The following is a 25,687-nucleotide window of genomic DNA, read 5'->3' as shown; positions in this document are numbered from 1 at the left end:
TTCGAAAGAAATAAATCCATTTTTGAAACCGTGTTTTTACAACAGGGCTTTATTTTGAAGTATGTATGGAGGAGACGTTTTTGTCTTCCGGGTATTTATTAAATCAGAAAAGCTGACAGAAATGTATGCCATTGCTATTGATGTAGGCAGCACCTATGTAAGATGCGGTCTGATCAACCTGAAGGGGGAGATCACTTATTCGTTTAAAATGCCGTCAAGGGATGTCCTGTCGGAAGGGGAGATCATTGCGTTGATCAACGCAGCAGTGCGTAAATGTGCCGACGTAACCGAAAGCAAGATCCTCGGTGTAGGCATTGGTTTTCCCGGGATCGTGGAGCATAATGTGATCCTGGGCGGGGCGGATAACCTTCCCGGCTTCAGTAATGTTGATTTGGGGGCGCTTATTGCTGCCTCAACCGGGTTAAATGTGATCGTGGACAATGATGCCAATATGATGGCCTGGGGAGAAATGCAGTTCGGCGCCGGCAGGAACTGCTCTGATGCTGTGTTCCTGACCGTAGGCACAGGAATCGGCGGCAGCGCGGTGATCAATAACCGGCTGTATGGCGGTTACCGCAACAAGGGAATGGAATTCGGGCACATCATCATCAATTTTGATGGTCCGCCCTGTTCTTGCGGTGGCAGGGGGTGTTTTGAAGCCTATGCCTCAATAAAGGCGCTGATACGGGATTATGCGCAGCGGACCGGCCAGGACATTTCCGGTCTGAATGGCCGGGTCATTACGCGCAGCTATCTTGCCGGCGAAGCTGCGGCAGTGGAAGTGATGGAGCGGCATCTGGATTATATGGCGATAGGTATCACCAGTCTGATCAATATCTTCAGCCCGCAGAAGCTGATCATCGGCGGAGGCGTTTCAGGTGCTGACGGTTTTTATGTGCAGGAGATCAACCGGCGGGTCGCTGAAAGGGTGATGGCTGATGCTTTTAGCAGTTCCGTGATCGTGCCGGCCAGGATGGGGAATGAGGCCTGTCTGATGGGCTGTGCCAGCCGGGTTTTTTCGACACCGATGCTGTTACAGTCGAATGGAAGTAATTAGCACCTGTGTGACAAACAGGACTTGCGGAACGGGAAGCAAGCCATTTTTTGATGTTGGCTGGTCCCACCAGTCGCATAGTGTCCTGTAAACCGGCGGCGACTGCCATGCCTTAGGAAGACCAGCAATTATCATAGCTCTTTCCCAAATACATCTCCATTCTTTTTACACCAGGCCCTCAGATAGCGGTTCATTTGCTGCAACTGTTTTTTATACTGCGGTTTCATTGCCAAATTATCCATCTCTCCGGGATCTTTATCAAGATTAAATAATTGCTCCCGGATCGCTCCTTTGTTATAAATAATATACTTGAAATGTTTCGTAATCACCGCTCGTCCGCTGATCCCCAGCAGCTGCTCGTTATCCGCAAAGTCCGTTTCGATCACCAGGGTATCTCTCAGCACTATTGAAGGATCGTTCAGCCGTTTGCTGATATCCGCACCCTTCAGGTATGTCGGTGCCGGCACCCCGGTTAATCCGCAAATAGTGGGAATGATATCCGTGCCGTTGCAGACCAGGGATGCATCGGTCCGGGGCTTCCAGCCACCCGGTTTTGAAATAATAAAAGGAACCCGGGCCGACTCTTCATACAGGATCTGCTTCTGGTTCCACGAATGCGCTGCATAACCATCTCCATGATCCGCGGTAAAAATGATAATGGTATTTTTCTCCACCCCATATTTCTTTAATGAGGCCAGCACCATTTCAATGTACTGGTCTACTTTTTCCACCAGCCGGTTATAGGCCCATCGGTATTGCCGCCACTGGTCGCCGGTCCAGTTCACCGAGGGGTAGGTGCGTATATTGGACGATTGCTGTTCCCTGACAATTTTTGGCTCGTTGGGCGGAATGGCCCAGTTGGCGGGCAGTTGCGGGCATTCCGCCGGTGGCGGGGCGGCGGCCAGCACATCCATTTTTAAAGCATCGCCACGGGCCCATTCGCAGATGTCGTGCGGGTTTAAAAAGGAAGCCACCAGCAAAAACGGCTGGTCTTTGTTTTCCTTTATAAACCGCGCGCAGTAAGATGGTGTGGCCGCATCGTTATAATCCTGGAATTTTGTATTCTCAATAAAGTCAAATCCATGCTGGCTGATCTTTCCGGCAGGCACGGGCAGGTGCCATTTCCCTACATAGCCTGTTTTATATCCGCCGTTCTTAAAGATTGCGCCCATCATCAGTAAGCTGTCCGGCCATTGCCCATCCTTCTCCGGCGCATTTCCAATAAAGCCGGTTTCAAACGGCATCTTTCCGCTAAAGATCGAGGTGCGTGAGGGCGTACACAGGGGCTGTGCACAATAGGCTCTTGTGAACCGCACTCCGTTGGCCGCCAGCTGATCCATTGCCGGTGTATGCAGGTCTTTATTCCCTGCACTGCTCATTGCATCAGCAGTTTGCTGATCCGTCATAATGATCAGGATGTTCGGGCGCTCCGGCTGCTGCGCAAAAACGGGCAGGCTTTTATAAAGGATCAGCGCAATAAGCAATAATTGTTTATACATAGCTTGTATATTTTTATATACCACTCAGGTATTTATTTAAAACATCAAGGAATTGAGAGTGGTTAAAATGGACCGGAACTCTTACATTATTAAAAACTGTTTAAAACGATTTTCTGAAAACCATTCAGGCATTAAGAGCAATTAAGTCACCCAGATCGCTTAATGACCCTTCATCACTTAATGCTTCTACCTGCCGACACCTCAAATTATTACGAACTGTTCAAAAACCCTTTTCAAAACCATTCAGACATTAAGAGCAATTAAGCCACCCAAATCGCTTAATGACCCTTCATCACTTAATGCTCCTACCTGCCGACACCTCAAATTATTACGAACTGTTCAAAATCTTTTTAAAAACCATTCAGACATTAAGAGCAATTAAGTCACCCAGATCGCTTAATGATCCTTCATCACTTAATGCTTCTACCTGCCGACAGCTCAGATTATTACGAACTGTTCAAAATCTTTTTAAAAACCATTCAGGCATTAAGAGCAATTAAGTCACCCAGATAGCCTAATGATCCTTCATCATTTAATGCTTCTACCTGCTGATACCTCAGATTATTACGAACTGTTCAAAAACCCTTTTAAAAACCATTCAGGCATTAAGAGCAATTAAGCCACCCAGATCGCTTAATGACCCTTAACTCCTTAATGTTTTTTAATACCATCCACCTTTCCATTTCGATCTTTAATCCTCTTCCCCCGTACCTGCGCCCCTGTGTTGCAAAGGAAGATCGATGCTTTCACCATCTTTACAAAATACCGAGATGATGGTGTTGCCATTCTTAACAGTTGCATTCACCAGCGAAGATACCTGACCGGTCGTATACCATTCTCCTTTTAATGTCAGCGTGATCACCTTTCCCTGTGCCCAGGCATTGGTGATGCTGTCCGGCATGTGCGACATATTATGATTCCAGCGGGCCTGGCCAATATCCGGACCTGCCACTGTAAGCAGCAGCCTGTCACCTGTTTCTTTGATCTGGACCAGTACCGGTGCTGCTGCTTTTAAGAGCAGTCCGCCTTTTAGTTCCTTACCCGGTTCAAACACTGCATAGGCCGTAATTCCGGAAGCCGCATGACGGATGCTGTGTGCCACTTCGTCCTTCTGTAATACCGTATAGGTTTTGGACCGCAGGTACTGCTCCGGCTGCTGGGTATGCAGCAGGATCTCGTATTCATATCCCCCACCGGCAGGTTGGGTGCCATGATCCAGCCAGGCCTTGAGGTATCTGCCTTCCACAGGACTATAGCTGGCATTCTTCCATCGATAGGATTGCTGTTGCGCCTCTACCCACCGGAGCTGCTGCCCTTTTGGAATGATATAATGCAATCCATTCTGATCGGTAAACCAGCCGCCGTCTGCTTTCTGTACCGGTTGCTGTTTTATTGCCCTGCCGTTAAAATAATTGATCCGTCCTGCATCAGCGCGATATTGAAAAAGCGTGGTTACCGTTGCATACCTGCTGTCTTTGTTGCGGATACCGGAGCCCAGGCAAATGATCTCATCACCAATAAAAAAATACGTTTTCCTGGCGCGGAAACTGCTGTCGAACAAGGACCGGTCGGTATCCGGAAACACATCATCCCGGAGATCCAGGGCAAAAAGGCCGTTGGTTCCCTGTTTCAGCCCACTGGCGACCACGCTCTCTGAAAAATTCCGGTGCTTGCCTTCCACATATTTCTGATCGGCCTTCGGATAGTACAATACTTTATCTGCAGGCAATTTCTTTGTAGTGGCACCTGGCAGCATGGACCAGTCGAAGCCTTCATTCAGCGCCATTCCCTGGCCATCAAAACCCTTGGTTGCATCACCCTTTGCTGTTATCAGCATCCCATGGCTCAGATAGCGGCCCATATTGTTTTCGCCCTTCCCGCCTTCATAATCCCATACGTATTTGTTATACCCCTTCACTGTGGCAAAAGCATCGCCGCGCCTGTAAGCAAGCAGCCCCGAGTAAGGCATCACGGTGATACCATCTTCGGGCATGCGCTGTACGCTTCCCATCTGGCGATGCAGGCGTACCATCAGGTTCAGCGTGCCATAGGTACCGGAATAAGTGAGCGCCGGCAGCAACATCTTGTTCAGTTCATCCGGTTTTGCGATCGCATAAATATAGTTATACAAGGCCGCCAGTTCCGGATCACGGATGCTGTCACCCGCCATACTCATATAGGCAAATGCAGGCATGCTGTTACCATCGATGGAGCTGTTGTTGAGCGGAAAACGCCCGCTGACACCATAGTGGATCTGCACACCATAAGCGATATTCGCCTGTTGTTTCAGTGCCTGTGTAAGGGTGTGCGTTGCCGCTGTACCCATTGCGTAAGGAGTTCCTTCCAGCAACCAGTGGATCAATGCCATCGTATTTAATGCGTTGGTTCCATAGGCATTCAGATAAGTACCCCGGTGATGATAGATGGAATAATCCGGCTTAAAAGTATCGCTGTAACCCGGTGCAAAAGCTGCCACATAGTCCATGTACTCTTTAAACTGCCCCAGCAGTTGCTGCTTACGTGCATCATCCTCCATCAGTAAAATGGTGATCAGCTTTACCAGTGCACCGCCCCGCACTTTATCCGAATTTTCGCCACGCGTGGCATCCAGTTGCAATAATCCGCCCATGCGGGTATGCCAGAGCAGCATATCCACCTGAGGTTTCAGTTTGTTTTGTGCCTTCAGTTCCTCCCGCATCAGGAAGATCGCGGTGGCGATCGGCGTTAACCGGATCACATGATCCACTGTTCCGATCGCGCTTCCTGCCGCCCAGCCCTGGTCCAGGAAATAATCCAGTGCAGCCAGCAACTGTTCTCCGGATGCTGCGGTTCCGTTTAACCGGTAATCCGCCGCCAGCGGGAACAACAGGTTTTGTGCCACATTATCAAATACCTGCCCTTCAGCAGCAGGATGCTCATCTCTTATTGCAAACAACGGTATTCCGTTTACTGCACCATTCACCCGTTTTAACTTCAGCTCTTCATAGGTTTTTTTTGCAGCCTTCAGTTTTGCCTGCATAACATCCTCAATACCGGTATTGCGTTGTTTCCAGTCGGTGGTCTGATCGCCCAGTATCAGGAACTCCAGGCGGGCGGCGATCTTCCGGCCCGCCCCGGCCAGGGCAGGCGCATTTACCTTCTGGTTGAATACCGCAGTGCGAAAAAGCTGAAACGGCTTCAGGATCTCATACCCGTCAGCGGAACGCAGGTTACGTTTTTTATTTTCAAACTGAAGATCGGAGCTTCGTTTATTCGATACAAAGCTGAGGAGGGTAAGATGATCAATAAACAGCCGTCCCTCCTGCTGCCGTACATTTTCCGGAACGATCACCAGTGCCTGAAGATCATCACTGCCTTTATAACCGGGCACCTTGGCATCTTCCTCAAAACAAACCCACACCGTCCGCCAGCCGGTAAAATCCAGGCTGACCGAAAAACGGTACCTGGGTGAGCGGCGGGCTGCTGCGATACTGCTGCCGGCCTGAAAAACAAGCTGACCGGAAGCTGGCTTCTCCTGGTACAACCAGATCTTCATTCCGCCAAAGCGGTCCCTGGGATAAAACGACGGTTCATAAATTTCCGGTATACCCCCCGGATAAAAATCGCCTGCTTCCTTTAATCCTTTGAGGCCGCTGGCCTCCAGCGATGCCCCTTTTTTCCAGTTCCAGCAAAGCGAACGCTGACCTTCTTTATAATGTGCTGTTGAAAAGGACAGGCTGCTGTTTTGTGCGGTCCATCCCTCCTTTTCCTGATCGCTTTCAAAACCATACTGACCCGTAATGATCTTTGTTGCAGCAGTTTCCGTTGGTTGTGCCCACAGCTGCGAGACCGACAACGCAAGGGCAACAGCGAAAAATGCATTTATTTTCTTATTCATATAACCTGCTTTGGGAAGGCTATGCTATAGCGGCCTCCTGTTATTCACTTCGAATATTTTTTTAAAATTCATGGTCCGGTCAATGATCATTCCGACAATAATTTTAAGGAGCTCAACCCGGCTTCTATTTACGCCTGCAGTGGAATCCTTGTTATTATATACGCTTATTAAAAATAACCGCTGCGTCTTCATCCCCGTAATGCCGGATCTCTTCCAGCAGTTGTTTTTTGAGCGATGCAACAACCGCGGCCATTTCCGGTTCTTCATAAATATTTTTCAACTCACGGGGATCCTTTTGCAGATCAAACAATTCCCAGCTTTCCACTTTATTATAAAACCGGATCAGCTTATAGCGTGTGGTCCGGACGCCGAAATGCGGCGATACCGAATGTTCCCCGTTCTCATAATAATGATAGTAGAGCGCCTTACGCGACGCATATTTTTTATTCTGCAGCAACGGCAAAAAGGAGCGCCCCTGCATGCGTTCGGGAACGGGGGCACCAGCCATTTCAATGAACGTAGGTGCCAGATCGATATTCATCACATAATCACTGATCACCCTGCCTGGCCGGAGCACACCGGGGAACCGCATCACCATTGGGGTACGGAAGGACTCTTCATACATAAACCGTTTATCAAACCAACCATGTTCCCCCATGTAAAACCCCTGGTCCGACATATAGATCACCAGTGTATTCTTCGACAATCCTTTTTCATCCAGGTAGTCCAGCGTTTTGCTGATGTTCCGGTCCAGTGATGCGGCTGTTGCCAGGTAGTCGCGCATGTAGCGCTGGAATTTCCATTCTGTAAGCGCTTTTCCCTTTGGTGCCTGCGCATCCAGATCCGCTTTTATCGTTGCATAATAGGCAAACCATTTCTGCTTTTGTTCCGCTGTCATCCGCTTTACACTGTTCTCAATGGCCAGCGAATCGCCGGGCTCATAAATTTTCAGATCATGCGCCATGCGCATCGTTTTTGCGATGGTCATATCCTGTACGGCGGCTGCTTTGCGGGTGCTGTAGTCGTCATAAAAATCCTGCGGCAGGTCAAACCGGATGTCATCATACCGGCCCAGGTCTTCCAGGGCAGGCATCCAGGTACGATGCGTGGCTTTATGACCGATGACCAGGCAAAAAGGTTTGGATGCGTCGCGGTGCTCCAGCCAGTCCTCCGCAACATCGGTAATGATATCTGTTACATAACCGGTATACTGGCGGGTTTTATTACCGGTTTGAATAAAGTCGGGGTTATAATACTGACCCTGGTCCGGAAGGATGCTGTAATAATCAAGTCCCTGGGGGATACTGTCTCCCAGGTGCATCTTACCCACCCAGGCGGTCTGGTATCCTGCTGTCTGCAATACCTTGGCAAAGCTGCCCTGGTTAAAATCAAAGTTGAAATTCACATTGTCCTTAAACCCGTTCACATGACTGTAGGTACCGGTAAGGATACTGGCCCTGCTGGGTCCGCAAAGTGAATTGGTTACATACGCGTTGCTGAAAAGCGCTCCTTCTTTTGCCAGCCGGTCGATGCCGGGGGTCTTTATCTGCTTGTTACCGTAGGCGCTGATCGCCTGAAAGGCATGATCATCCGAGATGATCAATACGATATTCGGGCGTTGTGCCTTCAGCGCACCACCCAGCAGCAGCAGTGCACTTACTGCTGCCAGCTTTTTCCATGTCATGAACCGTTTCATCATTCTTTCTATATATCTTGATTTAAACCTCTGAAATGCGCCGGATCCGGGCCCTGTCTCTTTTCTACCGCTGCACCTGGCGATAACCGGCCAGGTTATAGACCACAGGAACGGTACTGCTTCCCGTACGGTAGATGCCGAATTTGAAATAATAGCCACTGTCGTCATTTCTTCCGATGGCGATGGTCTCATTGTTTACAATATGCGCACTAACATTCTTCTTACCTTTCTGATAGGCCATCACTACATCCAGTTTACCCGGCTGCTCCATTTTATTGCCGGCACCGCTGTATATGGCCCAATCGATGCCCACCGTAAACGTTACCCAGACATCTTTTGGGAATGCTTCGAATGCGTTTTTATAGGTGATAGTGGAAGTCTTGTATTCCGAACGCACCGGTTCCATCGTCCCGTTCTTTGCAGGGTTGGCCAGCGTACGGTCTGTTTTATCCGTCATCCATTTACTGTCGGAATTCGCTTTTATATAAAACATGTTATTGGAAAAACCGAATGCCAGCGGCGGGTAGCCGCCCTGCTCGATCTTCCAGCCATTTTTCCTGCCGGCTTTATAGGTTTCCTTACCGTTCTTATCTGTCGATTTTATTTTCTCATGTCCCTGGTCTTTTGCAAACACCACACTATCACTCAGCTGAACAAATTGCTCCGGTGTCAGCTGCATGATCTTTCCCGACGGATCCTGCACCAGGGTGCGGGAAGGCATTCCATGCCATTGTGCAAAAATAGTGTTGACCTCCGCGGCCAGCGTGGAAGGCACATACACGGAAAAAGTATAGGTCCATTTGGATCCCTGTTTACATTGACCCTTTCCCCGGTCGTACACCATCTTCAATACCTGTTCGGTTGTATATGTATCCTGCGGCAATCCGTTGTAATCAGCGGCTGTGGCATAACAGTAAGAAAGTTCTGCACGCCCCTTGGTACTGCCTTCCTCATATCCTTCCAGTGAGTTGTCTTCCCCTTTCAGCTCAAACCGGTAAGAGGGTTTTCCGTTAAAGGAACGCGTGGCATCCTTTTGAATGGAATACGGCCGGTTGATACCAACAGCTACCCATTCCCCGTCCACAATATCCCGGCCACGGGCAGAATCTGCCTGTATGTTCACCCGGGTGGTCACCGGTATCCGTCCTGTTTTTTGTGCAGCCGTACTAAGAGCGATCAATACCGGCAACAGACCTATGCTTATTTTTTTCATTGTCATTTTTTTTTCGGGAAAAGAGTTCTTTTAATGTCATCGTCTTATTGTTCACCAGCGGTTTGGCATAAGCAGCAATAAAATACAGGTATCCCAGTGTAATGTAGAGGAACAACATTGCATAGCGCAACCCGATCGCATCTCCCAGTGCACCAACGATAAACGGCACCAGGGCCCCTCCAAAAATACCGGAGCAAAGGATCCCTGAAAAAGAGCCGTGGTGCCGGCTTACAGAATTCAGCGCCAGCGAGAACACTACGGAAAACATTACCGAGATGGTGAAGCCCGCTGCAGGAAAGGCCCAGAGCGAAAGACTTCTGTTGCCCAGCAGCGCCACACTTATCGCAACAACCGAAAGCATACAGGCTGTTTTCAGCACCAGTTTCGAATCCCATAACTTCAGTACTGCCAGCCCCAGCAGGCAACCGATGGTCATCAGTCCCCAGAACCAGGCCACGGCGTTGGCACCACCGGTAGCAGGATCTACCTGATGGTACCGTTTTAAAAATTCCGACATCCAGTTTGCCAGCGACTGCTCGGTACCAACATAGGCAACGATGCCAAGGAAGAAAAGCCGGACATCCCGCTTTTTCAGCAATTCCAGGTATACGGCAGCCGCTCCCGCTTTTTCGTCTTCCTTTAATTCCACCGCCGGCATTTTTATAAGGGCCAGCAATACCAGCATTACCAAAAATATAACGCTGAATAACCAGTACAGGGCCGTCCAGTGCAGCCCGTTCTTCACCAGCCCTCCCAGTGCATTTACAAGCGGGTTGCTGACCGGCTGTGCCAGTTCTTTCATGAGGTAGGAAAATACGAACGGACTTACAAATGAGGCCAGTCCGAACACCAGCTGCCCCATTACCGAAAAGAATGCAAAATGCTCTTCGCCCCCGGCCGTGCGCATCAGCGGATTGATGATCACCTGGAGCATGGCCATGCCGATACCGATGATAAACAGTGAGGCCAGCGCCATACTGTACTGCGGATTGAATGCGAAGATCAATGCCCCGGTAAAATTCAATGCAAAAGCGATCAGCATCGATCTTTTTTCTCCCAGCCGCTCGATCATCATTCCGGCAGGAACCGACATTACCCCATAAGCCAGGAAAAAAGAGAACGGCAGAAAAGAAGCCATCGTAAGACTGAGCCCGTAGGTATCAATAATGATCGGCATCAGCGGACCCAGTATGTTTGTTACAAAGGAAATAACAAACCAGATCAGCAAGATCACCCCTACTAAAAAATTATTCCGTTGTTGCATCCGTCAATTCGTTGAATGATTGTAAACTGTTACCGGATCATACCCGGCCTGTTGCTGAAACACCGTTGCGGCACAGCCCTGCAGCCCCGCTTTATTGCCCAATGCGGCAGCCACTAATGTTGTTTGCAGGGAGGTGGCCGGCATTGCCAGTTGCCCTACCCTTTCCGTTACCTCCTGCATATAGAATCCGCCGGCTTCACTGATACCACCGCCTACCACGATCTTCTGCGGACTGAAAATATTTATATACCCGGCAATACCCGCCGCCATATGATCAAAATGCTGTTCCATGGCGGTTACCGCCGCTGCTTCCTTTTGTAAATACCTTTCTATAAGCTGTCTGCCATCCACTGGTTCCCCTGCTTCCTGTTTCAGTGATTGATAATGGCTGATCAGGGCCGTTACCGAAGCATAGGCCTCAAAACAGCCCCTGGAGCCGCAGGAACAGGAAGCCCCCTGATGCCGGATGATGATATGACCCAGTTCTGTACCGCGGTTACGGTATCCGCCGTATAACCGGTTATTGATGATGAGCGCGCCTCCGATGCCGGTGCCAACCGTTAAAAAAACGATATCGGTACAGCCTTTTGCAGCTCCATAGACCCATTCACCAACGCCCATCATATTGGCATCATTGTCTACCACGGTGGGATAACCCGTCTGTGTTTCCAGCAGGTATCCCAAGGGCAGCTGCTCAAAACCCGGGAGGTTATCGGCACCGCCGATCACCACGTTATTTTCCACAATACCGGGAAAACCAATACCGGCACCACAAACCGCACCGTCCTTAAGCTGCACGGCTGCGGCGGCCTGTCCGATACATCCGGCGATCTGCTCAATAATACCGGCCTCGCCTTTTGTCTTTATCAGTGCTTCGGTAAAGCAATGAACCAGGGTCCCGTCTTTCGCAACCACTCCGCATTTCAATGCCGAGCCTCCCACATCTATTCCTATTGCAAATTGTTCTTTCAAGGGCGGTATGTTTTCAGTATGTCTGTCCGTTTATTTTAAATAATCATATACAGAATCCAGTCTGAATTGCCGGATGGCCTCCTCGCTGGGATGTGCCCGCTTATCGATATCACTAAAATAAGGTGCCTTATCCCAAACACTTACATCACCCCCGGTAGCACGGGGATCCTTTGTCTGTACCAGGTAATTGTGCATTTGCGTTGCCAGCTTTTCTTTTACATGCTTATAGGCAGGATCAGCGGCCAGGTTATGCAGCTCGTCAGGATCGCTGCCGATATCATACAGTTCTTCTGCAGGACGCTTTCCCATCCCCAGTTCAAACAGGGGTTTCACGGCCGGATTATCCTTATTGGCGATCATATAAAACTTGGCTGGTCCGGGATAATTGAGCATATAAGGATCGATATCCCCGTATAGCGGGGGATCTCCAGCGGCCCAGCGGCCGGGTTCATAATTACGGATGTATAAATATTGCCGGGTACGGATCGCACGGCCCGGGTACCCCATTCCGTGCTGCCTCACAAAAGCATGCCGCTCTCTGCCCAGCACTACAAATTCGCGGTCAGCAGCCGCCTGTGTATCGTCTTTATCCAATACCGGGAGCAGGCTTTTGGCCGTCATTTCCGCAGGCACCGGTATACCGGCCAGCTCCAGGAAGGTTGGTGCCAGATCATTCAGGGTGACCAGCCCGTCCGCTACTGCGCCTTTTTTAAACTTACCCGGCCAGGAGATCATCAGCGGCACATGAGTACCGAAATCATACAGGTTGGCCAGACCGCGGGGCATCTGCCAGCCGTTATCGCTGCAGACCACAACAATGGTATTTTCCAGCTCACCGCTTTGTTTTAATAATTCCAGCGCCTCCCCCAGTTCTTTGTCAAAGACCTCTATGGAATGATAGTAGTCGGCAATATCCGTCCGTACATCAGCTACATCCGGAAGGTAACCCGGTACTTTTACCTTCGCCGGGTCGATACCTGATTTGGCACCGATGCCTACTTCATAAGGACGGTGCGGTTCGTGGCTGCTGATCCAGTAGCTCCAGGGGGCATCCTGCTTTTTCTGCTTCAGGAACTGTGCGAAGCTTTCATAGGCATTCCCTCCGGGGTTTCTTTTACGGCCATTGGCCTCAAAGCTTCCCGGGCCCCATCCTTTACCCTGCATACCAACGGCATAGCCCGATGTCTCCAGCAGATCCGTATACAACGGATACTGTGTGGGCAGTATGCTCCACAGGTTGGCACCTTCTTTTAAGCGCCAGATATCCTGCCCGGTAAGATAGCCGGCCCTGGAGGGCGTGCAGGAAGGTGAGCTGCAGAATGCATTGGTAAAACGCACCCCTTCGCCGGCCACCTTATCCATATTGGGCGTGCGCACCGTGGCGTCGCCATAAATACCCACATGATTTGCAGACTGGTTATCGGACATAATGATCAGGATATTGGGGCGCTTTGCTCCTTCTTTTTTGGTAGCAGTTTTGCATCCGCCCAATACCAGCAGCACTAACAGTACCAGCAACCATTGGAATTTATTTCTGTTCTTCATCTTCACGTTATTTTATTTCCGGTTATTAATAGCCGGGATTTTGCCGGCCTATATTTTTATTTACATCGGTTTCGTTTTGCGGGAACGGATACAATTCATGTTTTCCGGCCACAAAATTGGTTCCGGCAGGATAAGGATAAGCTGGCCGTATCGCCTGTACTTTTTTGTACGTTTCCTGGATCTTTGAGCTCAGCAGGTTCCAGCGGATCAGGTCTGCCCGGCGCATGCCTTCAAAGCACAGTTCTTTTGCCCGCTCTGAAATAAGAGTGTCTAAAAACTGTTGTTTGGTTAATCCGCCGGGTATATAAACCTGATCCGTTGTGGGCTTTTGTACAAGGGATGCGGTAACAACTGCCCCCGTACCGCCGCCGCCGGTCAATGTAACCGTGGGCGCTGATGTATACCCGTGGCCAGGGTTGTTTACGATTATCGATGATATTTTATCGCCGCTACGCCCGGAAATGGACACCGATGCATAGCTGCCGCCACCGCCGGAGACCTGGGCTGTTGGAGCACCCGTATAACCACTACCCCCGTTAGTCAGGACAAAACTTACGGCATTCCCCGGCATATCAAGTCCATATGCTCTTCTCCGCACCTGGTTAATGGCATCCAGTGCCGTTTGATTGGGTCCTTCGTTGAGTTCATTTTCCACTTCTGCCTGCATCAGCAGCAGGTCAGAATAGCGCATGATCACGGTGTTGATATTGGTGCTCCCGATCTCGGTAGGCACATTGGTCTGGTATTCCCGGCTCCATTTTCCTACAGTCCATCGCTGGTCGCCATTTCCTGTAACAATATAATTCCTGTTACCTGCTGCATCAATCGTAAACCTTGCTATGGCAAAATCTTTTCTGAAATCACCATCCTGGAAGCTTTCATAGAAGGGGCGTACCGTCAAACACCTTGCAGAAGTTCCGCCATACATACCGGTGGTTGTAGCCGGAGCGTTAAAATACCCGGTACGGGAAGCATTGGGGGCCTCACCGGCAGGACCCGTTGGAGTATAAAATGCAATTTCAAAAATATTTTCTGTAGGCTCCGCTATGTGCTTGCTTTGATTCATAAATACCTGCGGATAGCTTGTATTGAGCTTATAGGGATTGGCAGCAAGGATCGCATTGATCTGCTGCTGTGCCAGTGTATAATATTCTTTATAATTATCCGGCCGCCGCATCTGCCCGTCTGCACGCAGGGAATAGCCTCCGGCAAACAATGCCACCCGGGCCAGCATTGATTTTGCCGCCCATTTGTTGATACGTTCGTCTGTGGGCGTTGCTTCCGGCAGCAGTTCGGCCGCTTCCTGCATATCTTTGATGATCTGCGCATAGATCGTATAACGGTCGGTCAGCCCCTGCCTGAGATCGTCGCCGGTTTTGGAGCTTGTTAGTTTAAAAGGTACATCGCCCCATAAACGGACCAGCTCGGAATAGTAAAATCCGCGCAGGAATTTTGCTTCACCGGTCATCCGGTTCAATTGTGCTTTTTCGGCCTCCGTTCCGTTGGTATACGCATTCATAGCGGGAATTTTCTCCAGTACCACATTTGCCCGGTCGATGCCCTGGTACAAGGCACTCCAGGTGCCATAGAACATATCCGTTTCAGGGATCCCGGTATAATGGGGAATGATCCGCCAGTTGTCGGCAGCGATGCCCGCGGTCTGGCCAATATCCGTGTCGTTATCAAAAACCATCGGTATATTCCAGCCATACCCGCTCCAGGTAGACACGGCACCATATACTCCAAGCACTGCCATATAGGCTTCATCTACCGTGGAATAAAAATTATCGCTGGTAAAAAAGGAATAAGGATTCGTCTCCAGTGCTTTCTTACAGGAACCCAGCAGCAGTGATGCACCCATGAATGCGGCGATTACTGCGGGTTTTGAAAAACTTTTATAATTCATTGTATACTGCTTTAATAATTATAAGGATAGATTGATACCAAAAACAAAGGACTTTGCACGCGGGTAGGCGCTGAAATCAACCCCCGGAGTGATGGCATTATTGACAGTGCTCACCTCGGGGTCGTACCCGGAGTATTTAGTGAACACATGCAGATTATAAGCGGTAAAGTATACCCGTGCGTTGGCGATCTTTGCTCTTTGTATCCACGATTTTGGCAAACTGTATCCCAGGCTTACATTATTAATGCGGAGGAAGGAACCGTCCTCAATGATTGTGCTGTACAACCGGTCGGATACCATACCGATATAGGACGGGATGGTCTTTCCCTGGTTTAATGCCGTAAGCGCATCCGGATCGGTAACCCGCTGACCGGACGCATCGATCGTCATCCAGCGATCGGTAAAGCGGGACAGTGTATTCTTTAAATCATTGCTCAGCGCCGCATTATTCAGCACGTTGGCATTATAGACATCATTTCCTACAGAGAAGTTCAAAAACACACTCAGGTCAAAACCCTTATAGCTGAATGTATTGTTGATACCACCCGTATACCGGGGATTGGCATTGCCGATGGCAGTACGGTCCAGGTCATTGATCACCCCATCCGGCACGCCGTCGGGACCGCTGATATCCTTGAATTTCTGATACCCCGGTTGTACGGTACGATTATCTTTTACCACACCCGGCTTCAGTGTATAGGTATTGCCGGATGCATTATAGTCAAAATCACTTACCTGGTACAACCCATCCGTAACATAGCCGTACATGATCCCTACCGGCTGACCCACCTGCAGGATGAAATCGTTCAGCGTGGTGTAACTGTTTACAATTTTGGAGGTTTCTCCCTCGCTCAGCTCCAGTACCTTGGTTCTGTTAAAGGCAATATTAAAGCTGGTGTTCCAGTTGAAATTGGCGTTCCTGATGTTTGCCGTATTCAACGTAAACTCCAACCCCCTGCTGGAAGTGGTACCGATGTTCTGGAACTGGGTGATAAAGCCGGAACTCGAAGGGATACGGGTATCAAAGAGCAGGTCTTTGGACCGGTTATCATATAATTCGGCAGTAAGTGTTACCCGCTGATCCCATAAACCCAGGTCCAGCCCGATATTCACGGCCTGGTTGGCCTCCCACTTTAAATTGGGATTGGGCAGGTTGTTCTGGTAGGCCGATGCCACAATATTGTTATTGAGCGGATAGGATCCTGTTGTATAAATGCCCAGGGCCGCATAATTGCTGATCCGGTTGTTCCCCGACTGGCCATAGCTTACGCGAAGTTTTAAATCAGAGAACACGGGTATATTCCTGATGAACTCTTCATTGATGATCCTCCATGCAAACGCTGCAGAAGGAAAGATCCCCCAGCGGTTATTTGCTCCGAATTTTGAAGAGCCATCCGCACGCAGACTGGCCGTCAGCAGGTATTTGTCTTTATAGCCATAATTTACCCTTCCGAAAAAAGACAACAGCTTATCATCTTCTGCATAGGAACTAGGTGTTCCGAACACTGTACCCATAGACAGGTCATCCCAGCCATTGTTCACGGTCGGGAAATTGCTGGCACTGGCTCCGAAACGCTCCAGGTAATTATAGATGTATTCCTGCCCCACGGTCACATCCATCCGGTGTTGTTGTCCGAAATTCTGGTTATATGTCAGCGTATTGTTATAATTGAGCCGGCTGTCGTTCTGCTCATCAATACTACCGAAGGGACCTCCGCTTCTTATGGCCACAATGGATTCGGCCGTATTGAATTGTTTGAACTTATTTCCCTTTACCGTATAGCTGATGAGTCCGCGGTAGGTCAGGTGCCGGTTTATATTATATTGCAGGGTGGCATTGGCGTTCAGGGTATTGATCACGCGTTCCCTCAGCCTGGACCGGGCCCCGATGATGGGACTCTGGAAGGCCGGTGAGCTCTGGTTGTCCAGCGGATCCGTCTCCAGATCCAGCAGGGCATCGTCGTCGGAAGGGTTCCGCCCGCTCACCGGCCGGTACTGCAACAGTGTTTGTAATACCGTTAAGCGGGCATTACCTCCTTCTGTCGGCGGCAGGCCGGTGATCTTCTGGTTGGAGTAGTTGGCGATGGCGTTGATCGTTAGCTTATTCCCGATCTTATGATTGAGCATGATCTTCCCGATATTCTTTGTAGATCCGCTGTTCAGCATGATCCCTTCGTCCTTATTCCGGGAATAGAATACATTGAACCGCGTTTCTTTACTGCCGCCGTTGATGCTTATTTTATGATACTGGTTCATCACAGCACTTCCGAATACTTCATCCTGCCAGTTCTTCCCCGGCCGGTTACCATAGATCGTTTGCAGGGAATCATAAGGACCGTATAAGGTTTCAAACCCGGCAACCCTTGCAGAGTCTCCTGCCCTGCGTTCATAATCCAGCAACAGGTAATCATAGGCCCCCATCACCGGGATCTCGCTCGTAATTTTCTTGATCCCTACATATCCATCATAATTTACCGTTACCTTACCGGCCTTGGTTTGTTTGGTAGTGATCAATACTACGCCATTGGCACCCCTTGCACCATAAATGGCGGTGGCAGATGCATCTTTTAATACGTCAATGTTCTCAATATCCATGGGATCCAGAAAGGCCAGTCCATCGGTTTGGGGTACCCCGTCCACCACATACAGTGGTTGATTGCTTTGTGTAATAGAAGTTCCGCCCCTGATCTTAATGGAGGGTTCCGCACCCGGAGACCCGTCCGTCATGGTCACCTGAACACCCGCCAGGCGCCCCTGCAAGGCCTGCGCTACATTCTGAACAGGCACTTTTGCCAGTTCGGCCCCGCTTACGGAACTGATGGCACCCGTAAGATCCTTGCGTTTCTGAGTGCCATAGCCTACCACTACCACCTGCTCCAGGCTTTTGTCGTCCGCAAGCAAACTGATGTCGATCTGCTCCCGGTCGTTCACGGCTACCTCTTTTCCTTCATAACCCACGTGTGATACGACCAGCACCGCATTTCCGGCTACATTAATGGAATACTGCCCGTTGGCCTGTGTTTGCACGCTCCTGGCAGATCCTTTTTCATTAACTGTAACCCCGGCCAGCGGCTCACCGGATGCATTGCTGATAACACCGCTTACCTGAATGGTTTGAGCGGTCAGCGTTCCCGAAATACCCAGCAGTAATAATAATAGAACAAACGTTGATCTCATTTTAAGTTTGATTTTTAAATCGGGTGAAATGATTTTTTTTACCGGTATTTCATGGGTGGTTCCGGCACTTTCCAGCCGGCCCCGTTGTCGGAAACCGCAGTTTACCTGGTTGCTTCTTGTCATAACAAATGGCATAATCTACTTTTTAGGACGTTTCTGTCAATAGTCCAAAACAGTTCCCGCTGAATCATCAACCTTAAAGTTTCTATGGCAACGATCGAAAAAATAAACGTATCCCAAATTCAAAACCCGACAAAATGTCGTAAAGGATCAATGCTATCCGGTCAACCCGTTTTATCCGTTGATGCGGCGCCGGGAACGGACTGTTTTGATACATATAAATATAGAACCCCTTTGCCCGCAGGGTTTTAAAAATGGGTTTTTCTTTTTTCAATTTGGGTTATTTTTTGGCATTTTTTTAAAGCGCCTGCATCGTAGAAAAAAAATAATACTGATTATCAAAACAATGCGATCTTTTATAATCATTCCCGTGTTTTGAGGCCCTCGTATTCAGGCGGGCTTTTATTTTTAATAATTCATCCAGTTTTAAAATAATAAAACCAATATTGAAATGCTGTCCCGGGATGCCGCAATATTTTTATTCAAACTTTTACGAAAAGAAACAAGCTCATGAAAAGACGATTCAATGTCATTATTGCAGGATTACTCCTTTTTATTTCTGTACAGGTCCAGGCACAGGCAAATGATGGTGCTGCCTGGTTCCGGCATTCCATTACCACCATCGGGGAGCAACTGAAACGGGCTGCAGCCACTTACACACCTGGTTTGAATCCCCGTTCCGTGAATCCGGACGGAACCGTAAGAACCGCACCCTATACCGACTGGACAACGGGCTTTTTCCCGGGTTCGCTCTGGTACGGTTATGAACTCACCGGCAATAAAGATCTTGCAGCAGCAGCCAAACGTTTTACCCTTGCCCTGGACTCCATCCGGTTCGTGACCAAAACACACGACCTGGGTTTTATGCTTTACTGTTCTTACGGAAATGCCTGGCGCATAACCGGAGATAACAGGTATTTACCCGTATTAAAAGAAGGAGCCGAGCATCTTTATGAGCGTTTCAGTCCGAAAACGGGGGTGATCCGGTCCTGGGATTTTGGCGACTGGAAATTCCCGGTGATTATTGATAATATGATGAACCTGGAATACCTGTACTGGGCCGGCGCACAATTTCAAAAGCCCGTGTACAACAAAGCGGCAAATACACATGCGCTGACCACCCTAAAAAATCACTTCAGAAAAGATTACAGCTCCTATCATGTGGTGGATTATGACCCTGTTACAGGAAAAGTGCGGGGCAGGGAGACCCATCAGGGGCTTTCCGACGAATCGGCATGGGCGAGAGGTCAGGCCTGGGGACTTTACGGATATATTATGTGTTATAATAACAGCGGCAATCCGAAATTCCTACAACAGGCACAGCATATCGCGCAGTTCATTACCACCCATCCGCGCATGCCCGAAAATAAGATACCGGTATGGGATTTTGACGTGCACAATGCACTGGATGCCGATGGACGGGCTCCCCGCGATGCTTCGGCCGCGGCTGTCATCGCCTGCGGACTGCTGGATCTGAGCACTAAGATGAAGGGGGGCGAAAAATATGCAGCTTATGCAGAAGAGATCTTAAAATCGCTGTCTTCCCCTGATTTCCTGGCCCAACCGGGCGACAATCACTTTTTTATTCTGAAGCACAGCGTTGGCGCCTTCCTGTACAATTCAGAAATTGACACGCCGCTGAATTATGCCGATTATTATTACCTGGAGGCATTAAAGAAATATGCGGCGCTGAAGAAAATAACGCTGCCCTTGCAATAAGGGCACGTAAGGCTGATGATGCGCCATCCTTCTGCGGGCAAACAGCGTCTTTAACGTAATGCATTCAATAATAAATACCCGGCGCTCCTACTGGTTCTATCATCAGCATGTTTGAATAAACATCAAAATCATTGATAATGATCCCAAAAAAAATTATTCCGGTCATCCTGTTTGCCGTCACTTTCTTAACCAGCCACGCACAACGGCAGCCCGTCGGTAAATCCGGGTTCGATCTGCTGAACCTGGATTACCCCGGGCTTGAAAAGGTAAAAACAGCTGTACAGGCCGGCAGGTATGACGCGGCTGCAACCGCCTTGCTCAGCTATTATCAAAAGAAAAGCAAGGAACCGGATTTCAGCGCGGCAGAAGAAGATATAGAACTCAGCCAGCCGGTTGCCAAAGCGACCCGTGCCGCGGCGGACAGCGCCCTGGAACACAAATTCCAGCCGCACAAGGGGTACGGATTTTTCTATTACGGAAAAGACATCAACTGGCAATACTGGCCGGTAAAAGACAATGAAGTGCGCTGGCAGCTGCACCGCGTAAAATGGTGGCAATCCATGGCACTGGTATACCGGGCCACCAAAAACGAACAATATGCCAAAGAATGGATGTTCCAGTTTACGGACTGGGCCAGGAAAAACCCGCTGGGACTTTCCAAAGAAAATGATAAATACGCCTGGCGCCCGCTGGAAGTATCAGACAGGATCCTGAACCTGGCGCCCTCCTTTAATATTTTTGTGCATTCTTTCAACTTCACTCCTGCCTTTCTGATGGAGTTCCTGACCAATTACCAGCAACAGGCCGATTATCTTTCCAACAATTATGCAGACCGGGGCAACCACCGTCTGTTTGAGGCACAGCGGGTGCTTTTTGCCGGTGTATCCTTCCCCGAATTTAAAAAGGCGGCTGCCTGGAGAAGCGGCGGGGCAGCCATTCTGAACGACGAAATAAAGAAACAAGTGTATGCAGACGGTGTTCAGTGGGAGCTCTCGCCCAATTATCATGTAGCCATGATCAATACTTTTTTAAGCGCCCTACGGTCGGCACAGCAAGCTGGTATGGACCAGGTATTCCCGCCCAGCTACAGGGAAACCGTGGAAAAAATGATACTGGCCACCATCAATTTTTCGTTCCCGGATTATACCTACCCGGTCTTCAGCGATGCCAAACTGGTTGAAAAAAGCGCGATGCTGAAATCCTATGCCAGCTGGGCAAAGGCTTTCCCGGAGAATGAGATCATTCAGTATTATGCTGCTGATGGTAAAAAAGGGAAACAACCTGCCTATCTTTCGAAGGGGCTTACCAATTCCGGGTTTTATACCTTCCGGAACGGATGGAATAACAACGCCACTGTAATGGTTTTAAAAGCCAGTCCTCCCGGTGCCTTCCACGCACAACCGGATAACGGCACTTTCGAGCTCTGGATCAACGGCCGCAATTTTACCCCCGATGCGGGTTGTTATGTATATGCCGGCGATTCCGCGATCATGAAACTCAGGAACTGGTACCGGCAAACGCGGGTGCACAGCACCCTGACGCTGGACAACCAGGATATGGTGATCACCAAAGCCGGCCTGCAGCAGTGGAAAACAGGAAATGATCTCGACATCCTTACCTATACCAATCCCAGTTATCCCGGGCTCGATCATCAGCGGACCGTACTGTTCATAGACAAAAAATATTTTTTGATCATCGACCGCGCAGCAGGAAAAGCAAGCGGAACTCTTGGTGTACACTTTCAGCTGAAGGAAAACAGCAACCCTGTTTTTGACCAGCAGCAGCGAAGTGTTTATACCACTTATGGCGATGGCAACAACCTGCTGATCCAAAACCTGGACCGGGAACCTGCGGCATTAAAAGAAGAGGAAGGCAAGGTCTCTTATTCCTACCGGCAGGAGCTGAAGCGCCCTGCGTTCGTTTTTGAAAGATCAAAATCCGGCAGCGCCGCACAAACCTTTGTTACAGTCCTGTATCCTTTCAGTGATAAAAAACCTCCTGTAATAACGCTGAAAGAAAATGCCAGCAATAATTATGAAACAGGAACGATCCGGCTTACCCTGGCCATTGATGGTAAACAGCGGGAGGTTGCGGTACGGTGAGGATTGGATTTGAGAATCGAGAATGCAGAATTGAGGATTCAGAGTCAGACGTCAGGATACTCAGATCCCAATACGAAAGCTTCGGTTCCCAAATCTCAAATCCCGATTCTGAATTCTATTCCTCTCACTTCTGATTCACCACCGTTTCAATGATCAGGTACTCGCTTTCTTCATTGCACCGGATCTCAACGGTATCCGTATCCCAGAGCCCGAGGGCATCCCGTTGCGGAACGGTTGTCCCGTTCACGGTAACGGATCCTGAGATCACAAATAAAAAAAGACATTTATTCTCGGGGTTAAAGGAATAATTAGTGGTATGATCCTTATCGAAGTGCCCCAGGCTCAGTTTTGCGTTCTGGTTGATCCAGCAATGTGCCTGTCCTTCCTCATGTGATACGATGGTGACCAGTTTGTTCTTCCTGGCCTCTTTTGGAAAACTGCGGTACTGGTAGCGGGGCGTAATGTTCTGCTGTTTGGGATAGATCCAGATCTGCAGGAAGTTCACTTCCTCCTTCCCGATATTGTACTCCTCATGCCGCAGCCCGCTTCCCGCACTCATGATCTGCACCCCGCCCTCTTCAAATTCGGTATTATAGCCCAATGTGTCCTTATGATTCATCCGGCCTTTCAGCAATATGGATATGATCTCCATATTTACATGCGGATGGATACCAAATCCCTTGCCGGGAGCCAGGTAATCATCATTAAAGGTAAACAAGGTGCCAAAGGCGCTTTTTACCGGGTTGTAATAATTGCTGAAACTGAAAACAAAATTGCTCTTCAGCCAGCCGGCGTCTTTAACGCCCCTTTCCGAAGCTTTAAAATGTTGTAACTGCATATCTTTTTGTTTTAGAGTGGTACTGTATCGACAATACAAAATAACGGCACCTTCATTCATTCCCACTTAATCTACTTCAAGTGTTTCCGTATTCCTGCGGGGTAACTTTGTGTTTCAATAAAAAATCACGATTATGGAAAATAAAGTTTTAGGATTACATCATATCACCGCAATAGCGGACAATGCAAAACGCAACCACGCGTTCTATACAACCACGCTGGGATTAAGACTTGTAAAAAAGACCGTCAACTTTGATGATCCGGGCACCTATCATTTTTATTACGGCAATGAAAGCGGTACCCCCGGCACCATCCTTACGTTCTTTCCCTGGGAAGGCATCGGAAAAGGAACACCCGGAGCGGGGATGGCCACGCATATCGGTTACAGTGTGCCGGAAGGCAGTTTTGATTTCTGGAAGCAACGTTTTGATGAAAACAGGATCGCGTATGAAGAAACAGCAATATTCGGCGAACAGCTGCTGTCCTTCAGCGATCCCGATGGTCTTCAACTTTCGCTGATCATCCCCAAAACTGCTGATAGCCGCGTTCCCTGGACAACCGAAGCGGTTCCTGCCGGTGTGGCAACAAAAGGATTTCACAACGCAACGCTTACCCTGCACCGGGCAGATCCCACGGCAAAGGTGCTGACCGATCTGCTGGGCTACCGGCAAACCGGACAGGAGGGCAACCGGTATCGTTTTGTTAACGAGAACATCGATACCGCCAATTATATTGATATTATCGAAGATCCTGAAGCCGGCCATGGGCGCAATGCGGCAGGCACCAATCATCACATCGCCTTCCGTGTAAAGGATGATACCGTTCAGATGGCACTGAGGGAAAAAATAGCCGCAGCCGGATTGAACATCACACCAAAGATCGACCGGGACTATTTCTATTCACTTTATTTCCGGGAGCCGGGTGGAGTGTTGTTTGAAATTGCAACGGATAATCCGGGCTTTACGCGGGATGAATCCCTGGAGCAATTGGGCACCGCATTAAAACTGCCCAAACAATATGAACCCGCCCGTACAAAAATTGAAGCGGTACTTCCCGGATTATAAGACGGTCCGCCCCCTCTTCCATCCGAGGAGGATTTATCCTTACACATTAATAAAATTAACACGAACAACACATGCATACATTGAACCTCACTACCAGCGGAACGGAATTGGGCAAAGCTTCCAGGGCATTGATCCTGCTGCATGGCAGGGGCAGCAGTGCCGGTGATATTTTATCCCTTGCCGGTTATCTCAACCTGAAAGCGACCGCATTGCTGGCGCCGCAGGCCGCCAATCATACCTGGTATCCCCATTCCTTTATGGCCCCGGCGAAAGACAATGAGCCCTGGCTTTCATCTGCTATCACCATCGTAAAACAAACCGTGGATACCGCATTAAAAGCGGGTATCCCGGAAAAGAACATTTACTTCCTTGGCTTTTCGCAGGGTGCCTGTCTTACGCTTGAATACATTGCGCGGCATGCACAGCATTATGGCGGTGCCGTGGCTTTTACCGGCGGACTGATCGGTGATCAGCTTTATACAGAAAACTATAAAGGCGATTTTAAACAAACCCCGGTATTCATCGGCACCAGCGATCCTGACTTTCATGTGCCGGTAGAGCGGGTACATGAAACCACCCGGGTACTTACCCAAATGAATGCGGCCGTAACAGAGAAGGTCTATCCCAACATGGGACATACCATCAGCGAGGATGAGATCAACCTGGCCAACCGGATCGTCTTTGATCCTTCCAATGGCTAAGTATTTCCATTGATCCGGCCGGACAGGAATAGGGCACCTTCACGAGATCATTTTTCCAGATCAAGAAAAACCGGGTAATGATCGGAATACTGATCTGTAAAGGCATCCGTGATCACCCGGGCAGTCCGTACCTGTTTCCTGAGCGCCGTATCTACAAAAATAAAATCGATCCGCGACGGGATATCCACTCCTGTTTTGGGCTCAAAGGCCTTCGGATGAACGGTTTTGGTAAAAGAAGCATTCTTTATTTTCAACACATCACAAAAGCCGTTATCCAGCACCTGCTGAATGACCGAGTAGTCGATCTTACCGTCGTTCAGCTTCAGGATGGGTGCATACTGCTGCTCATAACGCCGGTAGGCCGCAGCCAGCCTGCCATCCCGGTAGGCCATTGAATCCTGCGGGGAAACCGTATTAAAATCACCCATTAAAACCCAGTTGCCGGAATATGTTGCGCTTTTTATCTCAGCAATCAGCAAGCGGATCTCCTGTTGCCGCTTACGGTAATCAAAAGGTGTCAGATGCACGACCACCGTGTGATAGCCGGCGATCTCTGAAATAATAAATCCCCTGTCCATATTATCATACACCTTCCGGACTCCTGTAATGGGATACTTTGAAGTGATCGCAACAGGATATTTCTCCCCTTCGGTCAGCAGCACCGCGTACGGGTGTCCATACGCGGCGGCCATTGCTTCCAGACCGGCCTGAGTAAAGCCCGTCACTTCCTGAAGTGCCAGAACATCCGGATCCATTTTTTTTACCCATTCCACAAAGGCCGGTTTGCCCGCAGCACTGTCCCGCTTCATTCCCTGAAGGATATTATAGGTAATAAAGCGCATGTTCTGCTGTGCCTTGCATGGCAGGGATGCTACCAGCATGCATAACAGCAGGAGAACGAAGTTCTGCTGTGCACCATGATTCATTTCTGACCGTTTCAT

16 protein-coding genes are annotated in these 25,687 nt (G+C 49.3%); 5 read left to right on the top strand and 11 right to left on the bottom strand.

What is annotated here, in order from left to right; translation table 11 throughout:
- Nucleotides 1-61 precede the first annotated feature (61 nt).
- A complete protein-coding gene (locus tag K7B07_RS13415; RefSeq protein WP_223710409.1) occupies nt 62-1,057 on the top strand; it encodes an ROK family protein in 996 nt (331 codons plus the stop codon).
- 128 nt (nt 1,058-1,185) lie between these two features.
- Here K7B07_RS13415 and K7B07_RS13410 read toward each other — a convergent pair whose 3' ends face one another.
- From K7B07_RS13410 to K7B07_RS13370, 9 genes are all read right to left on the bottom strand, one after another.
- Nucleotides 1,186-2,553: a sulfatase family protein gene (locus K7B07_RS13410; RefSeq protein WP_223710407.1), complete on the bottom strand. Its 1,368-nt coding sequence runs from the start codon at nt 2,551-2,553 to the stop codon at nt 1,186-1,188.
- 691 nt (nt 2,554-3,244) lie between these two features.
- Nucleotides 3,245-6,430 (bottom strand): chondroitinase family polysaccharide lyase, encoded by a 3,186-nt coding sequence (locus tag K7B07_RS13405; protein ID WP_223710405.1) that lies wholly within the window; start codon nt 6,428-6,430, stop codon nt 3,245-3,247.
- 154 nt (nt 6,431-6,584) lie between these two features.
- Nucleotides 6,585-8,129, bottom strand: a complete 1,545-nt coding sequence (locus tag K7B07_RS13400) for a sulfatase family protein (RefSeq protein WP_223710403.1) — start codon at nt 8,127-8,129, stop codon at nt 6,585-6,587.
- Between the two features lie 61 nt (nt 8,130-8,190).
- A complete protein-coding gene (locus tag K7B07_RS13395) occupies nt 8,191-9,339 on the bottom strand; it encodes a heparin lyase I family protein (protein WP_223710401.1) in 1,149 nt (382 codons plus the stop codon).
- Entirely contained in the window at nt 9,293-10,603 is a 1,311-nt protein-coding gene (locus K7B07_RS13390; protein ID WP_223710399.1) for an MFS transporter, read from the bottom strand. The genes K7B07_RS13395 and K7B07_RS13390 overlap by 47 nt, the downstream gene beginning before the upstream one ends.
- Before the next feature lie 3 nt (nt 10,604-10,606).
- On the bottom strand, nt 10,607-11,575 hold the full coding sequence (locus K7B07_RS13385) for an ROK family protein (protein ID WP_223710397.1): 969 nt from the start codon (nt 11,573-11,575) through the stop codon (nt 10,607-10,609).
- A gap of 30 nt (nt 11,576-11,605) precedes the next feature.
- Nucleotides 11,606-13,120: a sulfatase family protein gene (locus K7B07_RS13380; RefSeq protein ID WP_223710395.1), complete on the bottom strand. Its 1,515-nt coding sequence runs from the start codon at nt 13,118-13,120 to the stop codon at nt 11,606-11,608.
- 25 nt (nt 13,121-13,145) lie between these two features.
- Entirely contained in the window at nt 13,146-15,026 is a 1,881-nt protein-coding gene (locus K7B07_RS13375) for a RagB/SusD family nutrient uptake outer membrane protein (protein ID WP_223710394.1), read from the bottom strand.
- 18 nt (nt 15,027-15,044) lie between these two features.
- Nucleotides 15,045-18,203 carry a SusC/RagA family TonB-linked outer membrane protein gene (locus K7B07_RS13370; RefSeq protein ID WP_223710392.1) on the bottom strand — a complete coding sequence of 1,053 codons (3,159 nt, stop codon included), beginning with the start codon at nt 18,201-18,203 and terminating at the stop codon, nt 15,045-15,047.
- Between the two features lie 630 nt (nt 18,204-18,833).
- Between K7B07_RS13370 and K7B07_RS13365 the strand changes: the two genes are divergently transcribed.
- The gene (locus K7B07_RS13365) at nt 18,834-20,042 is read left to right on the top strand and encodes a glycoside hydrolase family protein (protein ID WP_223710390.1); all 1,209 of its coding nucleotides are present in this window, start codon (nt 18,834-18,836) and stop codon (nt 20,040-20,042) included.
- A gap of 137 nt (nt 20,043-20,179) precedes the next feature.
- Nucleotides 20,180-22,144 carry a heparin-sulfate lyase HepC gene (hepC, locus tag K7B07_RS13360; RefSeq protein ID WP_223710388.1) on the top strand — a complete coding sequence of 655 codons (1,965 nt, stop codon included), beginning with the start codon at nt 20,180-20,182 and terminating at the stop codon, nt 22,142-22,144.
- A 124-nt stretch (nt 22,145-22,268) separates the two neighbouring features.
- Here the strand turns inward: hepC and K7B07_RS13355 are convergent, their stop codons facing one another.
- On the bottom strand, nt 22,269-22,982 hold the full coding sequence (locus K7B07_RS13355; protein WP_223710387.1) for a pirin family protein: 714 nt from the start codon (nt 22,980-22,982) through the stop codon (nt 22,269-22,271).
- Between the two features lie 133 nt (nt 22,983-23,115).
- Between K7B07_RS13355 and K7B07_RS13350 the strand changes: the two genes are divergently transcribed.
- Both K7B07_RS13350 and K7B07_RS13345 read left to right on the top strand, forming a co-directional pair.
- Nucleotides 23,116-24,045 carry a ring-cleaving dioxygenase gene (locus K7B07_RS13350; RefSeq protein ID WP_223710385.1) on the top strand — a complete coding sequence of 310 codons (930 nt, stop codon included), beginning with the start codon at nt 23,116-23,118 and terminating at the stop codon, nt 24,043-24,045.
- Between the two features lie 71 nt (nt 24,046-24,116).
- Nucleotides 24,117-24,746 carry an alpha/beta hydrolase gene (locus K7B07_RS13345; RefSeq protein WP_223710383.1) on the top strand — a complete coding sequence of 210 codons (630 nt, stop codon included), beginning with the start codon at nt 24,117-24,119 and terminating at the stop codon, nt 24,744-24,746.
- A gap of 47 nt (nt 24,747-24,793) precedes the next feature.
- On the opposite strand, the gene K7B07_RS13340 is transcribed toward K7B07_RS13345, so the two are convergent.
- Nucleotides 24,794-25,687: an endonuclease/exonuclease/phosphatase family protein gene (locus K7B07_RS13340; RefSeq protein ID WP_223710381.1), complete on the bottom strand. Its 894-nt coding sequence runs from the start codon at nt 25,685-25,687 to the stop codon at nt 24,794-24,796.

This window comes from Niabella beijingensis (assembly GCF_020034665.1).
Taxonomy (GTDB): Bacteria; Bacteroidota; Bacteroidia; order Chitinophagales; family Chitinophagaceae; genus Niabella; species Niabella beijingensis.
Note: the sequence above shows the minus strand (reverse complement) of the source record. Positions and strands in the feature narration are given on the sequence as shown.

Bases quoted from the DNA above. Each gene is read 5' to 3' on its own strand.
- K7B07_RS13410 (WP_223710407.1), bottom strand. From the start codon at position 2,553: ATGTATAAACAATTATTGCTTATTGCGCTGATCCTTTATAAAAGCCTG.
- K7B07_RS13390 (WP_223710399.1), bottom strand. From the start codon at position 10,603: ATGCAACAACGGAATAATTTTTTAGTAGGGGTGATCTTGCTGATCTGG.
- K7B07_RS13400 (WP_223710403.1), bottom strand. From the start codon at position 8,129: ATGATGAAACGGTTCATGACATGGAAAAAGCTGGCAGCAGTAAGTGCA.
- K7B07_RS13375 (WP_223710394.1), bottom strand. From the start codon at position 15,026: ATGAATTATAAAAGTTTTTCAAAACCCGCAGTAATCGCCGCATTCATG.
- K7B07_RS13340 (WP_223710381.1), bottom strand. From the start codon at position 25,687: ATGAAACGGTCAGAAATGAATCATGGTGCACAGCAGAACTTCGTTCTC.
- K7B07_RS13365 (WP_223710390.1), top strand. From the start codon at position 18,834: ATGAAAAGACGATTCAATGTCATTATTGCAGGATTACTCCTTTTTATT.
- K7B07_RS13350 (WP_223710385.1), top strand. From the start codon at position 23,116: ATGGAAAATAAAGTTTTAGGATTACATCATATCACCGCAATAGCGGAC.
- K7B07_RS13415 (WP_223710409.1), top strand. From the start codon at position 62: ATGTATGGAGGAGACGTTTTTGTCTTCCGGGTATTTATTAAATCAGAA.
- K7B07_RS13395 (WP_223710401.1), bottom strand. From the start codon at position 9,339: ATGAAAAAAATAAGCATAGGTCTGTTGCCGGTATTGATCGCTCTTAGT.
- K7B07_RS13355 (WP_223710387.1), bottom strand. From the start codon at position 22,982: ATGCAGTTACAACATTTTAAAGCTTCGGAAAGGGGCGTTAAAGACGCC.
- K7B07_RS13370 (WP_223710392.1), bottom strand. From the start codon at position 18,203: ATGAGATCAACGTTTGTTCTATTATTATTACTGCTGGGTATTTCGGGA.
- hepC (WP_223710388.1), top strand. From the start codon at position 20,180: ATGATCCCAAAAAAAATTATTCCGGTCATCCTGTTTGCCGTCACTTTC.
- K7B07_RS13345 (WP_223710383.1), top strand. From the start codon at position 24,117: ATGCATACATTGAACCTCACTACCAGCGGAACGGAATTGGGCAAAGCT.
- K7B07_RS13380 (WP_223710395.1), bottom strand. From the start codon at position 13,120: ATGAAGAACAGAAATAAATTCCAATGGTTGCTGGTACTGTTAGTGCTG.
- K7B07_RS13405 (WP_223710405.1), bottom strand. From the start codon at position 6,430: ATGAATAAGAAAATAAATGCATTTTTCGCTGTTGCCCTTGCGTTGTCG.